This window comes from Nitrospirota bacterium (genome assembly GCA_020846775.1).
In the GTDB taxonomy this organism is placed as follows: Bacteria; Nitrospirota; 9FT-COMBO-42-15; order HDB-SIOI813; family HDB-SIOI813; genus RBG-16-43-11.
This window is the reverse complement of sequence record JADLDG010000087.1, coordinates 15031-29503: the sequence shown is the minus strand read 5'-3', so window position 1 is coordinate 29503 and position 14473 is coordinate 15031. Positions and strand designations below refer to the sequence as shown.

The 14473-nt window shown below is 40.1% G+C and carries 15 protein-coding genes; 13 read left to right on the top strand and 2 right to left on the bottom strand.

What is annotated here, in order from left to right; translation table 11 throughout:
• From IT392_10600 to IT392_10580, 5 genes are all read left to right on the top strand, one after another.
• A partial coding sequence (locus tag IT392_10600; GenBank protein ID MCC6544928.1) for a hypothetical protein occupies positions 1–1017 on the top strand: 1017 nt, incomplete at its 5' end.
• A 51-nt stretch (positions 1018–1068) separates the two neighbouring features.
• A complete protein-coding gene (locus tag IT392_10595) occupies positions 1069–1866 on the top strand; it encodes an ABC transporter permease (GenBank protein ID MCC6544927.1) in 798 nt (265 codons plus the stop codon).
• Positions 1863–3149 carry an ABC transporter ATP-binding protein gene (locus IT392_10590; GenBank protein MCC6544926.1) on the top strand — a complete coding sequence of 429 codons (1287 nt, stop codon included), beginning with the start codon at positions 1863–1865 and terminating at the stop codon, positions 3147–3149. The genes IT392_10595 and IT392_10590 overlap by 4 nt, the downstream gene beginning before the upstream one ends.
• Positions 3150–3203: 54 nt before the next feature.
• Positions 3204–4139 carry a class I SAM-dependent methyltransferase gene (locus IT392_10585; GenBank protein MCC6544925.1) on the top strand — a complete coding sequence of 312 codons (936 nt, stop codon included), beginning with the start codon at positions 3204–3206 and terminating at the stop codon, positions 4137–4139.
• A complete protein-coding gene (locus IT392_10580; GenBank protein ID MCC6544924.1) occupies positions 4111–5979 on the top strand; it encodes a glycosyltransferase family 2 protein in 1869 nt (622 codons plus the stop codon). The genes IT392_10585 and IT392_10580 overlap by 29 nt, the downstream gene beginning before the upstream one ends.
• Positions 5980–6286: 307 nt before the next feature.
• Here IT392_10580 and IT392_10575 read toward each other — a convergent pair whose 3' ends face one another.
• Complete coding sequence (locus IT392_10575) at positions 6287–6691, bottom strand: type II toxin-antitoxin system VapC family toxin (protein ID MCC6544923.1); 405 nt, start codon at positions 6689–6691, stop codon at positions 6287–6289.
• A complete protein-coding gene (locus IT392_10570) occupies positions 6688–6957 on the bottom strand; it encodes a hypothetical protein (GenBank protein MCC6544922.1) in 270 nt (89 codons plus the stop codon). Before IT392_10570 ends, IT392_10575 begins: the two co-directional genes overlap by 4 nt.
• Before the next feature lie 185 nt (positions 6958–7142).
• On the opposite strand from IT392_10570, the gene IT392_10565 reads away from it, so the two are divergent.
• The 8 genes from IT392_10565 (at position 7143) to IT392_10530 (ending at position 14410) form a co-directional block, all read left to right on the top strand.
• Positions 7143–8003: a glycosyltransferase family 2 protein gene (locus IT392_10565; GenBank protein ID MCC6544921.1), complete on the top strand. Its 861-nt coding sequence runs from the start codon at positions 7143–7145 to the stop codon at positions 8001–8003.
• 93 nt (positions 8004–8096) lie between these two features.
• Positions 8097–8393: a hypothetical protein gene (locus tag IT392_10560; protein ID MCC6544920.1), complete on the top strand. Its 297-nt coding sequence runs from the start codon at positions 8097–8099 to the stop codon at positions 8391–8393.
• Complete coding sequence (locus tag IT392_10555; protein ID MCC6544919.1) at positions 8384–8656, top strand: DUF4258 domain-containing protein; 273 nt, start codon at positions 8384–8386, stop codon at positions 8654–8656. Before IT392_10560 ends, IT392_10555 begins: the two co-directional genes overlap by 10 nt.
• 13 nt (positions 8657–8669) lie before the next feature.
• Complete coding sequence (locus tag IT392_10550; GenBank protein MCC6544918.1) at positions 8670–8891, top strand: DUF2283 domain-containing protein; 222 nt, start codon at positions 8670–8672, stop codon at positions 8889–8891.
• A gap of 335 nt (positions 8892–9226) precedes the next feature.
• Complete coding sequence (locus IT392_10545) at positions 9227–9721, top strand: acyltransferase (protein MCC6544917.1); 495 nt, start codon at positions 9227–9229, stop codon at positions 9719–9721.
• Between the two features lie 21 nt (positions 9722–9742).
• Entirely contained in the window at positions 9743–10312 is a 570-nt protein-coding gene (locus IT392_10540) for a hypothetical protein (protein ID MCC6544916.1), read from the top strand.
• Positions 10299–13331: a glycosyltransferase gene (locus tag IT392_10535; protein MCC6544915.1), complete on the top strand. Its 3033-nt coding sequence runs from the start codon at positions 10299–10301 to the stop codon at positions 13329–13331. The genes IT392_10540 and IT392_10535 overlap by 14 nt, the downstream gene beginning before the upstream one ends.
• Positions 13328–14410 (top strand): glycosyltransferase family 2 protein, encoded by a 1083-nt coding sequence (locus IT392_10530; protein MCC6544914.1) that lies wholly within the window; start codon positions 13328–13330, stop codon positions 14408–14410. Before IT392_10535 ends, IT392_10530 begins: the two co-directional genes overlap by 4 nt.
• Positions 14411–14473 lie beyond the last annotated feature (63 nt).

Sequence of the window (14473 nt, the reverse complement as noted above, 5' to 3'; positions counted from 1 at the left end):
TTTATATTAACTCTGCTCTGGATGATCCTCCCATCGACAATTGTTATAAACGAATTTATTGGTACTCGTCATTACATGGAGGGATTTTTATTTACACTTATTGCAGTTATGTTTGCTTATAAACAGGTAAGCAGTGATGAAAATGAAAGTATCGTAATTATGTCTGGTATTTTTATTTCGGCCTTTATATCAGTTCTTTATAAAGAGATATTTGCATCAACAACCTTATTTTATTTGTTCTGTTACCTTAGCTATTATAAGAAATATCGATCTGCAGTAGGGATTGTTGTGATAGGATGTATTTATTTCATTTGGAGAACATCTATATTTGGTACTAATCTTCAATATGCAATGCCTTTCCCAAGTTTACATGATACCCTTAGATGGATTTCAAAAATTCCATTTATTCTGACTGGTAATTGGGGAGGATATTTGGTTTGCATTTTTATTGTGGTTTGTGGTTCTATTCTCATTGTAACTCGGATGGTCAAATGGTATATCGTTCTATTTTTATTATTACTTGTTATAACGGCGTTAGTGTCTATTTTCCCTACCGCTTATGCAATGTTGGGCAGCTATAATAAACATGGAACATGGTATAGAGTAGCATTCTATTTGAATTCGATTTTGCTTCTGTCAGGAGGTTATCTTTTCTTTAAATTAAGAATAAGGATGTTATGTATTTCTTTTATTTTAATTATAACATTGTTTCTACTAATTGGCTCTACAACGACTGTCAGGAAATGGAATAGTTATAAAGCCCGTTATCGTATAGAAGGCCAATACTATTTGGACAATCCTAACCGCCTCATTTACTCTGAACTTCCTGCATATTGGTATCTGAAGGGTATTCATGATCTTTATTCTGTTGCCAAACTCCATTATCTTACCCCGCAGCAACAAGAAACCAACGTACGCGAAGTACTTTTAAGATATGGTATGATATGGCGCTACAATGGCCGTGATTTTGTGGAAGACAAAGATCTATTCAAAGAACTTTTGGACAATCAAAAGTAGCTTGGGTACTTTTCAATCCTGGAACTATTAATGATTATGAAATATTTTAAAATGCTGATATTTTTTGGACGCCAACTCTACAAGAACAGTTATATGATAAGGAGTATGGTCATCAGAGATTTGCGGCAGCGTTATGTGGGGTCCATGTTAGGGATTTTCTGGTCTGTTATCCATCCCCTCACACAGATTATGCTCTATTATTTTGTATTTGGAGTGGTGTTAAAAATGAGGTTGGGACCTGAATATGGTGAAACCAAATTTGTATTCTGGCTGATTGGAGGGCTTCTCCCATGGATGTTTTTTGCAGATATAATTACACGCGCCCCTAAGGCCGTGATAGATCAGGGAAACCTTGTTAAAAAGATGGTATTTCCTTCAGAGATTCTGCCGATTGTAAACATTGCAGCGGCCTTAATTAACCACATTCTTGCAATTGCTATTCTTGTTGTATTTCTTGTCGCAAGTGGTCAAGGAATTTCGCCAAAGATATATTTAATGATGCCTTATTTATTACTACTTATAGTATTCTCATTAGGGATATCGTGGTTGTTGTCATCGCTTACTGTATATCTGCGGGATATCGGGCATATCATAGGCGTAATAGTAAACATATGGTTTTATCTCACACCGGTTATATATCCTCAGCAACAAATACCAGGCAGTCTGCTCAGGTTTTTCAGGCTGAACCCCATGCTTCATATAATAGAAGGATTCCGAACAGCACTTTTAGGAAAAACAAGCGTTGATATAACTGGTCTTATGTACCTCTTAGTAGCTGGAATTGTAATTCTTATAGCAGGCGCCTTTACCTTCAGGAAATTAAAACCCAACTTTGCTGACGTACTATGACCGCAATCGAAGTCAATAACCTCACTAAAATCTATCGGTTATACAAGTCTCCCAGGGACCGCGTCCGTGAACTCATCAGTCTCAAGGGGAGAAAATACCATCATGAGTTTCATGCTTTAAATGATATATCCTTTACAATAGCAAAGGGACAGACAGTTGGTATTATTGGTCAGAACGGGAGCGGAAAGAGTACACTGCTTAAGATTATCTCTGGTGTTGTGAGGGCAACCAGCGGCAGTGTCACGGTGAATGGACGGGTTGCGTCCCTGCTTGAGTTAGGTGCCGGTTTCAGCCCTGAATTTACCGGTCGGGAAAATGTCTATATGAATGGTGCATTAATGGGATTTACCAGTAAAGAGATGGCCCAGCGTTTACCTGTAATTGAAAGATTTGCTGAGATAGGGGAGTTTATAGACCAGCCGGTCAGGACCTATTCAAGTGGTATGTATGTCAGGTTAGCCTTTGCCGCTGCCATAAATGTTGATCCGGACATACTTATTATTGATGAGGCATTGGGTGTCGGAGATGTGATGTTCCGGCATCGTTGCTGGAGTAAGATCAGGGAGTTTAAGGAAAAGAAGACTATATTATTTGTGTCTCATGATATGAAGGCTGTAGTGAATTTATGTGATCAGGTTGTTTGGTTAAGGGGAGGCAAGATTGAGGACTCAGGTAGTCCTAAGCCAATTTCTGAACGATACTTCGCATATATGTATAATTCAAAAGACAATTCTCCGAAAAGTAAAAATCTGACTCAGGATACACCAACCCCGGCCAGTAATCTTCGTATTACTAATGCTGAGATGGATGAGTCTGAAGATGTTTTCGACAGTAGTAATGAATTTGGTAATGGCGCCGCTAAGATTAAAGGGATGGAGCTTTTGGATAATCAAGGTGAACATGTTAAAGCATTATGGGCTGGTGCTTTTGTTCAAGCTGTAATCTCTATAGAATGTATTCATGAAGTTATACGGCCAATAGTGGGATTTACAGTTCGTAATCAAATGGGCAATGAAATCTTTGTGACAAATACAGATTATGAGGGCCTTTTTCTCCCGGAACTGCAGCCAGGAGTGAGGCTTGAAGTTAAATTTGGTTTTTACTGGCCATTCGTTGCTCATGGAAGCTATTCTTTTTCACCGGCCATAGCAGATGGGATACAAGAGGCAAATATAATGTGTGATTGGGTGTATGATTGTTTAATAGTGGAAGCGGCTACTGCAAAAAAGATATTTGGCCTAATTGGAATTGATAATATGAAAGTAGATTACACTATATTATGAAATAACAATTATCGGGATGAATGAAGAATTGGAATTTAACAGGAGATTGTAAGTATGCTAAAAGGTACAGGTGAGCGCTATTTACCGTGGCTTGAAGATGCATTTATTAATTATGAACATTTGCATAGATATGCATATGCAGCACAGTTCGTCAGGAATCTGAAAGTCTTGGACCTGGCCTGCGGTGAAGGCTATGGCAGTCACTTAATGTCCGATACAGCCAGCCTCGTCACTGGCATTGACATAGATGAGGAAGTGATAAGGCATGCAGGCAGCAAGTATGTAAAAGATAATTTACAGTATAAGACTGGTTCCATTACTGATGTTCCTATTAAGGGAGAAGGTATTTATGACGTAATTGTTTGTTATGAGGCCATAGAGCATATAGAATATCATGAGAAGTGCCTGAATGAAGTCAAGAGGTTATTGGCCCCGGGAGGGTTATTCATAGTATCAACACCTGATAAAAATATATATAGCGAAGAAGCTCAATTCAGTAATCCCTTTCATGTCAGTGAACTTTATTTTGATCAGTTTAATGAGCTTTTAAAGAAATATTTCAAGAATATCAGTTTTCTTGGCCAGCGCATTTACACTGGATCGAACATATGGCCGTTATCTTCTAAGGATCATCCAGGGTTTGTTGAATATGTGATTGACAAAGGTTCGAAGGAATATAATTTTGTGGGATCAGATAAAAAAGTTCCAAGGTATTTCATTGCCATGGCATCCGATGCTGAGTTTAAGATGGATATCAAATCAAGCACTATGTGTGATGTCGCAAATGATCTGGATAAACAGCTTGTTAAGCTTAGCAATGCGGCGAAGACGAGTCAACAGGAACTGATTACATTAAAGGAGGAATTAAATAGAATACGCTCAAATGCATGCTGGCGGGTGTTAAGGAAAATCCGTCAGATCAGTGCGAAACTATTTCCATTTCTCTCAGTTAAGAGGAAGGATGCTGGAGTCCCGCTTTCGAGGGAATGACGAAGAATACCTTTTCACTTCTGCGATGAAACATAATATTATCAGACGAATAAAGAAGTCGCTTGGCTATCCTCATAGAAAAGACAACGTCGGGGATCCTTCATATAATGTATGGATATCCAGAAATGAACCTGAGTACGTGCAATTAAAGGATATGCGGACAGAATCCCGTTCATGGCCATACCGGCCCAAGGTAAGTATAATTACCACGGTCTGCTCCACTGACAATGTATATCTTAAATTGTGTGTGAATTCCGTTATGGATCAGATATATGAAAACTGGGAATTGTTCCTGATGGATGTGGAATCTGATAACTCTGATGCAAAAGGTCTGAAAAAAAAATATGCTGAAAAAGACAACAGGATAAAGTTTGCAACTCTATTTAATAATCGTAGTAGTGGAGGACGTCTCAATGAGGGGTTGAAACATGTCACGGGTGAATATGTTGTTTTTCTTGATTACAATGATATGCTTGCTGCCTTTGCACTTTATGAGGTTGCAAAGCTCCTCAATAAGCATCCGGAAACAGATTTAATTTATTCTGATGAGGATAAAATCATGGAGAAAGGTAGTACGAGATATGCACCATTATTCAAACCGGATTGGTCTCCGGATACCTTTCTGTCATATAATTATGTAAGCCATTTTTCGGTGCTTAAAAAGGCTATAATTGACAAGATAGGCGGCTTTCATAAAGGCTATGATGGGGCACAAGACTACGATTTGTTTCTCCGTGTCGTTCAAACTACAAACAACATCAGGCATATCCCCAAAGTGTTATACCACTGGAGGGCGGCATCCGGCTCTGCCTCATCTGAGCTGATGGCCAAGCCTTATGCTCTGGATGCGGCTAAAAGGGCGATAAGTGAGTATCTGAAAGACAGGGGAGTTGATGCGGAAGTCTCTGATGGATTGTTCCCGGCATCCTACCGTGTCAGGTATAAGATACGGCCATCTCTGAAGGTCAGTATCATTATCCCGACAAAGGATAAGGTTCAATTGCTGAGACAGTGTGTTGCCTCTATTATTGAGAGAACGGATTATAAGGATTATGAGATAATGATTGTGGATAATCAGAGTAAAGAGAAGGAGACTAAAGAATATTTTAATATGCTTGGGGAAAATCCCCCTGTATCCCCCTTTGATAAAGGGGGAATAGATGATGGACATAAGATAAGGGTGATTTCTTATGATAAGCCCTTCAACTTCTCAGCGATCAATAATTTTGCCGCTAATTCTGCGCACGGAGATTATCTCCTGTTCCTGAATAACGATACAGAGGTGATCAGCAGAGAGTGGCTTTCAGCCATGCTTGAGTTTGCCCAGCGGGAAGATGTGGGTGCAGTAGGGGCAAAGCTTTACTATCCGAATGATACTATTCAACATGCGGGCGTAATTGTCGGCCTGCGTGGTCTTGCCGCCCATGCACATAAAGACTTTCCACGGACAAGCAATGGTTATTATGGCAGATTAAACGTCATTCAGAATCTTAGTGCGGTAACGGCAGCCTGCATGATGGTACGCAAGAACGTATTTGAGGAGGTGGTGGGATTTGAGGAAAGGCTGTCTCATGCATTCAATGATGTGGACCTCTGTCTGAAGATAAGGGAGAAGGGCTATCTCATCGTTTTTACCCCTTACGCAGAACTTTATCACTATGACTCAGCGAGCGGAGCAAGCAAAGGACATGAAGAAACACCAACGCCTGAAGGCAAAGAGCGGTTTGCCAGGGAGAAGGAGTTTATGCTGAATAAGTGGAAGGATGTCATTTCAGCAGGGGATCCCTACTACAACCAAAACCTGACGCTTGATAAATGGGACTTCAGTATAAAACTCTGATTAATGCTGTAAATTTGTTTGACATGTTCCGGGAATCTTCGCATAATAAAAAGGATAAAAAGTTATGCCGGCAGACCCAGGGATTTAGAAGATATACACCATCTTGAGAGAATTCTGAAGTTAAAAAAAGGGGAGTGAGATTGGACAAGGAAGAACTCTTATGATTATCAGAGGATACATTCAGATGAGGAATTGAAGGAATTTCTCAGACTTACACCGGAGCAGATATTAGAATGACTTGAAGGTGTTATGATTTTTGTATGGGAGACAAAAACACGATAAATGCATTCTGAAGATAATCAGGGTATCAGCCAGGATGGATGCGGGTTATTTCATGGATGTTGTCAAAATGGATGTCGGTGCTGAGGATATGGCGGATGTTATGATTCAACATAGTGGCTGCATGGACGGCGTCTCTGACAGGGATTGTATACTGTCTCAGGAGAGACATCGCCTTTTCAATATCTTCATGAGTAATGGGGAATATAGGGTTTGCGATATCCTTCAGAATGGTACATGCCTGATGGGCAATAACCTTCTTGTCTAATGAATAGTACCGGTAGAGGATTTCCTGAAATATTTCTGTATTGGTGCAGACCTGCATTCTGGCAGATCGTATCTTCTCGAGGATTCTGACACATGGATTTTTTAGTGTATGAGGGCCGCCAAGGGTATACATGATAATGTTGCTGTCGAGGAAATAGAGACTCATTTGGAATGTCCGGATTTCAGCTTTGAATACTCCTTCTCCCATTTTTCCCACGATTCCGGGGCAGGGGCAGGGGATTCTTCAGACAGTTTCAACAGGGAATCTACGGCATCTTTGACTTTCCTTTTCTCTTCTTCTTTGAGATATGTCTCTTCTACCACCTCACGAATCAGGGTGCCAAGTTTTTTATTCTGTCTCGCAGCGATCTCTTCGAGAGTTTTATATTGTTTTTCCGTGAATAAGACCTGGACACGCTGTGGGTATTTCATGACATAATAGTATCAATATAATAGTATTATGTCAATAGTGTTGTTGAGAAATAGGGTGAGAAATTAGGGACAGCGACTATTTATTTTGACGTAAGCTGCATCGAGGTCAAGAAACATTTCAAAAAATAAATCCCTGCGATTGCATATCGTTTTGTAAAGTAATTATTATGTGATCCTGTTGTAATATGGAATTATCAGTCCTGATCGTCAATTGGAACACTAAAGAGTTTTTAAAAGATTGCCTTCAGTCACTATACAGCTCAGTAAAAAACATATCTTTTGAAGTAATAGTTGTTGATAATAATTCCGGTGATGGCAGTGTTGAGATGGTGAAGAAAAGCTTTCCTGAGGCTCGTCTCATTGAGAATACAAAGAACGCAGGATTTGCAAGAGGGAATAATCAGGCTTATGCAGCCTCAAAGGGCAGGGTCATCGGATTGCTGAATCCTGACACCATTGTTTACCCGGGTACGTTTGAGAAGATGATGGATTACCTGCATACTCACGACGGAGTGGGGGCTGTGAGCTGTAAGTTCTTAAACCCCGATGGCACATTGCAAAAGGAATTCTATCGGCGTTTTCCAACAGTATCAACTATCTTCTTCCGTTACACACATATAGGTCAGCGTATCAATCAGAGAATCTTCCATGATAGGGCATTAAATAATTTATTCTATTATGATAAGACCTTCGAAGGAACAGAAATTATTTCACAGCCAGGGGCAACATGTCTGTTGATGAGGCGGTCTCTCATAGAGAGGATAGGCCTGTTTGATGAGCAGTTCCCGATACTTTTTAATGATGTAGATTTATGTAAACGTATTTGGAAGGAAGGTTATGAGATCCACGTCCTGGCAGATGCACATATTACCCATTATGGAGGAACTAATATCAAAACATTACCAAAGGATGAACTTGCCCAAATAGCCCACAGTGGAATAATGCGTTATTTCAGAAAGCATCATGGATTGGCGCCGGTATTATTTATCAATATTGCCTTCTGTGTAGATAAGTGCATATCCATCGTATTAAGAAAAATACGTTAATGAAGAAAACACTTATTGTTGTGAATTTATTTGACATGTTTAGGGACTGTTAGCATAATAAAGTTGAAAAGGAGATATAAGAGGATGGGTTTAATGTCTCCACAAATAGGAGAGTTTTTGATTAAAGCTACACATCTTCCTGATATTGATGCTGCCTTAAAAAAGATACTTACTGAATATATTGAGCTGAAAACCGCTGATATTGAAGGCAAGATTAATAAATATGAATCTAAATGGAAGATGACTTTTGAAGAGTTTCATGATGCTTTTAAGAATAATAAACTCACAGTTGATGCCTATTCATATGAAGTGGAAAAGGATTTCTGGGAATGGGAACAATTGGAGAGCCTTTTTAAATATTATGAGGATATTAAATCAAAATGGATATAGCTGATGATGACATCCATCAACATATTTTGGCTCGTATGCAGCAACGTGGGGTTACAATGGAGGAGATTCAAATGGTATTAAATGAAGGTCAGGATGCTAAAGACTGTAAACCTGGCACTCGTGGAAAAGTGATGAAATTCCAGTACCAAAAGGAGTGGGAGGGAAATAATTATGAAGAAAAAGAGGTAACAGTATATTATAAGATTAAGGAGGAAAAGGTGGTTCTACTAACTGTTAAGGCGAGATACGGCAGCCAATTTTAAAAGGAGGAATAATATGAAAATAGAATATGATTCTGAAAGAGATCTTCTTTATATATATTTTGCAGAGCCATTTACAAAAGCGGCTGAGACGATAACAATTACACCTGGTGTTCATGCAGATTTTGATAGGGAAAAGAAACTTATCGGAATCGAAGTTCTTGATGCATCTGAAATAATGAACAGGAAAATAGAACTTGCACTTCCAGAACCAGCGTTGAGTAGGAGTAAGGGATAGATAGATTGTTTAAAATTAGAAAAGGTAACAGAAGTCTTGATTCAAATAATATTAAGACAAGAAATATACGGGTAGTATTTGTCTTAAGAGATCCATTGCCAGGACATACCTGAAAAATATGATTGGTTGTTATTTAATCACCGTATAATCGCTAATAGTGTGAAAAAAAGTAATGTCAAAGAGACGGAAGATATGCTTGAACTCAAGGCATTTGACTTTTAAAAGTATGAGAAATCATAATTCCCTCCATATGCACTGTTCTTAAATTCAGAGACAATGAGAGTGATCGGAGATATTTTCACAAAAGAGGTACACTTGTATCAATCTGTTCCAAAATGACAAGGTTAGAAATGCTGGGTATAAGGACTATTGCAAGTTACGATCATGGCTGGGCTAACAATTATAATCTTATTCGTTTTGTGGCGGCTTCTCTGGTGATTTATTTTCACAGTTATCGTCTTTCCGGAATGGGCAAAGATCCGTTGTTAGAATTAACGGGATACACGGATATCGGTCAGTGTGCAGTGAATGTTTTTTTTGCCGTTAGTGGCTTCCTCGTAACTAAAAGTTTTATATCAAGACAGAATTTGCCCAGCTACATTGAAGCACGCCTTTTGAGGATCTTCCCCGGTTTGATCGTGGCAGTTATGTTTACTGTTTTTATCGTTGGCTTGTGGGCAACATCAAAATCATTTGCAGTTTTCTTACAAAGTAAGATGACTTTATCATATATGCTGCATAATGTTACGTTGATAAAGGGAGTAGCTCATCGTCTTCCAGGAGTGTTTGAAACTAACCAATTCTCAGGATCTGTGAATGGGTCTCTCTGAACCCTCTACATGGAGATATGGATGTATGTTATTTTAACGATCCTCGGAGTGTTGGGTATTCTGATCAGAAAGAATTTATTCAACGTAGTTTTGTTGGTTTTTACATTGTTGTTTCTTCTGTTTCCAGACAAATTCCCGATCCTTTCAGAATACAATCATTATCCGAGACTTGCTGCCTTCTTTGCCTTTGGTGCCTTCTGCTATATTAATCGAAATATTATTCTACTGCACTCCTTTCTGCTTGTCATTCTTGCCGTTGTTGCCATCATGTTGCATAGCACATCTTATGGACGTCTGTCCTTCAATATTGCTTTAGCCTACAGTGTTTTCTGGTTTGCCTATTGTCCCTCCGGCTGGATACGTAAGTTTAACCTGTTCGGCGACTATTCTTATGGACTCTATATCTATGCGTTTCCGATTCAACAGAGTATTGCGTTTATTCTGAGCAGGATCTCACCTGCGGGTATGTTTGTAATTTCTTATCCCTTGACCTTGATTCTGGCAGTAATGTCATGGTACTTAGTGGAAAAGCCGGCACTTGGATTAAAAGGGAAGATTCCATGGTCATCGCTTAATTATGAGAAGACCTAAACAAGCATCAGACTACGATATATGGATGAATAATTTCGCCTTCACGGAGAAGAAGCGGAATCATGTCTTATCCGAGATCGAGAGATTATCTTACAAGCCCTTAATAAGCATTGCTACACCTGTTTACAATATTGAGGATGCCTGGCTGGAGAAGTGTATCCAGTCTGTTTTAAGTCAGACCTATCCGGACTGGGAGCTCTGTATCGTAGATGATGCATCCACCCGGGAAGGGATCAGGGAAGTTTTACAGCACTACTCAAAGAGCGATCCAAGAATCAAGACGAAATATCTTGCCCGGAATCTCCATATATCCGGTGCTACGAATGAGGCATTGGATATGGCTGGTGGAGAGTTCGTGGCCCTCCTGGATCATGATGATGAGCTCCACCCGAATGCCTTATTCGAAGTCGTGAACCTCCTCCAGTCCTCAAAGGATGCGGACATGATCTATACAGATAACGATATGATCAATACTGAAGGCAAGAGGTTTAATCCTAAGTTCAAGCCGGACTGGAGCCCGGAGTTATTACTATCCTATATGTACATCAGTCACCTCATTGTCTGCAGGACTTCTCTTGCCAGAAAGATAGGCGGTTTCAGGAAAGGCTATGAGGGGTCGCAGGATCACGATATGGTCTTAAGATTGAGTGAGAGGACGAATAAGATTTATCACATCCCTAAGATCCTTTATCACGCGCGCACCATCCCCGGATCCGTTTCAAGTTCCGGAGATGCGAAGCCGTATAGTTTTACGGCAGGGACAAGGGCAGTGCAGGATGCTGTGGACAGGAGGGGGATCAGCGCAACGGTTGAGAGACCCGATTTTGCTGTGGAGGCAAAGTTAGGAATTTATAAACTGAATTTCATGAATATCGGGAATGAACGGGTTGCCATCGTTATTCCTACACGGGACAGGGTGGATTTGTTAAAAAACTGCATCGGTAGCATCGAGGCAAAGACGACCTATAAAAATTATGAAATTATTATCGCCGATGATGGCAGTAAAGAAGAGGCGACCTTAAATTACTTTAAGTCTATCAGGCACAGGGTCATTCATGTTGGGGGTCAGGGACCTTTTAATTTTTCCAGAATCATGAATCGTGCTGTAATGCAGGTGGATCACGATATTGAATATCTCCTCCTTCTGAACAATGACATTGAGGTGATAACAGGCAACTGGATAGAAGAGATGCTGGGGTTTATGCAGACCTCCGAGATTGGCGCTGTGGGTGCGAAACTCCTCTATAAAGATAATAAGATTCAGCATGGCGGCATTATTGTGCCGTTGCATGAGGGCCTTCCGGGCCATGCCTTCAAAACTCTTGATGATGCTTCCATGGGATATTTGTTCTTTGCCAAAGTGGTCAGAAACTATTCGGCAGTCACTGCGGCATGTATGCTGACGAGGCGGAGTTATTTTGAAGAGGTTGGCGGGTTTGATGAAGAATATCTGAATGAAGCATACAATGACGTAGACTACTGCCTTAAACTGAGAGAGAAGGGCTACAGAGTTGTGTATACCCCATATGCTGCTCTTTATCATTATGAAGGCGGTTCGCGCGGGAAGAGAGTTCCTGCAATAAACGAGTATTATTTCAGGAGCAGATGGGGGAGTATTCAAGCCGATCCATATTTTAACCCTAATGTTGAAGGCTGGCTCTTTCAGATTAACCGTAAAGCCAAAGAAGTCATACCGGTAAACCGTAAAATTAAATTATTATTCATCTCGCATAATTTAAATTGTGAAGGAGCTCCGCTATCCCTGTTTTCAGTCGCGAAAGGATTAGATAAAAACAAATATGAAATTACTGTCTTATCATATAAGGATGGAATCTTGAGGGAGGCCTTTAATAAGGTGGGAATAGAAGTATTTATTTATGCGATTAATGTAAGCCGGATAAGTGTCTCTGACTTTGAGAATGACTGCAAAAATATGATGAATTTGATCAGTACACATGGAATAGATGTCATATTTTGTAATACGCTTGATACATTTTCCGGAGTATACATGTCTTACATCACTAATATACCTTCTATCTGGTGTATCAGGGAGAGTGTTGACGTAAAAAAATATTTCAGGGAATGTTGCCACAATGCAGCGTTGGAAAAACTGGCGCAGGAGTCTTTCAAGATACCAACACATATTGTTTTTGTATCAATGGCGACGGCAAGGCTCTTTGGAGATGTTGATAATCCGAGGTTTAGAGTTATATACAATGGTCTTGAGATAGATAAGATTGAGAGTTACAAGAGTACCCATACTAAATCACAGCTAAGGGAAGAATATTGCATACCAGACAAGACAAAGGTTGTTACAATTGTAGGTATGACTATTCCGCGTAAAGGGCAGCAAGTATTTACACAAGCCGCGATCACGCTGCTGGAAAAAAACAGTAATCTGCTTTTCTTTATTGTTGGAGGAAGAGAGGGACAATATTACGAGGACCTGCAAGAAATGATATTAAAATACGGGGTGGGAAATCAGATTAGAATAATACCGGAGACGCCCGATGTCTTTCCTTACTACAGGCTTTCTGACATATATGTATGTGCCTCGTTCGAGGAATCCTTTCCGCGGGTAATATTAGAGGCGATGGCATTTCAGCTTCCCATCGTTTCCACCCCTGTTTATGGAATCCAGGAACAGATCGAAGATAAAGTTAGCGCACTCCTGGTACCACCGGGGGATCCCACGTTATTATCTGAAAAGATATCTCTATTATTGAATAATGAATTATATGCAAATGAATTGGCAATGAATGCCTATTACAGGGTCAGGAACAAGTTCTCCTATCAAACCATGGTGGAGTCCTATGACAGGTGTATTCAAGAAAGTATGTTTTCAGGTCCAAATCCCTATGAATTTGCAGATTCGAGAGGCAGGATATCCTCTTTGATGGAAAAACTTTACCTGTCAAAAGAATATTACATTAAGGCACTCAAAAGTGATGGGTTTATGGCAGGCAACAAAGTAGCAGTAAAAAAAATAGTTAAAAAGCTGCGCAACACAAAATCGTGATGCAACCAGGGGTCTCAATAATCATTCTCAACTGGAACGGCATTAAGGACACCATTGTATGTCTCGAATCTGTCTATAAACTCGACTATCCCAATTTCGAAGTCATAGTAGTTGATAATGGTTCAACGGACAATTCTGTTAAACTGATCCGTAATTCATTTCCGAAAGTCAGCCTGATAGAGAATATCGTGAATCTTGGATATGCAGGCGGAAATAACGTGGGTATGCGTTATGCTATTGATGCTGGCGCAAAATATGTCTGGCTGCTCAATAATGATACCGTTGTTGCGCCTGATTCACTCAGCGAGTTGATTCGCGCTGCTAAGCAGTCAGACCGTTGTGGTCTTTTGAGTCCTGTTATCTATTATTATGATGAGCCGCAGAAAATTCAGTTTAACGGATCATTTCTTGATTGGGTACGCAAGCGAGTTGTTCAATCGGACCTCCCTGAACCTGGTTCAGGGTCGTCTGGTCAGGATCTATCTAAACAAGTTGCGGATGACATGGAGGAGATGCTTTCGAGCGGAAAAGTTACTGGCTCAGATGCAGTCCTTTGGGGGACCGCCCTTCTTATCAAGCGTGAAGCGATTATGTCAATAGGCTATTTGAACGAGAAATATTTCTCGTATCATGAAGATATTGAATATTCTGTAAGGGCCATAAATTGCGGGTTTACTAATGTCGTGGTATCGGCATCTAAGATCTTTCATAAAGAAGCCAGTTCGTCAGGCGGAAAGGACTCGCCGTTTTATTGCTATTTTATGACCCGGAATATCTATTACTTCTGGAGGGATAATTTAAGCGGTCTGGACAAGATATTCTACCTGAGGAATTATTTGTCAGATTCTATAAGCCGGGCAGGGAGCTTAAAAAAAAAGAAAAAGCATGAGTCTGTTAATGCATGCATGGATGGCATCTGGAGCGCTTTACGGGGTGTTACTGGTCCATGGAACAAGAACATCAAAATGCCATCATTTATTAAACGAATATTGTTGGCATATCCTTTTTTCTGGGTGTATTTGCTGAGGGGGGAGTACAGGAAGATTTTAGTAAGATCAGTCAACTATTATGATAAATGACGACGCATAATTGGTTATACATGGTGAACACGGATCTGCGGTGAAAATGATGAGGATGAACAG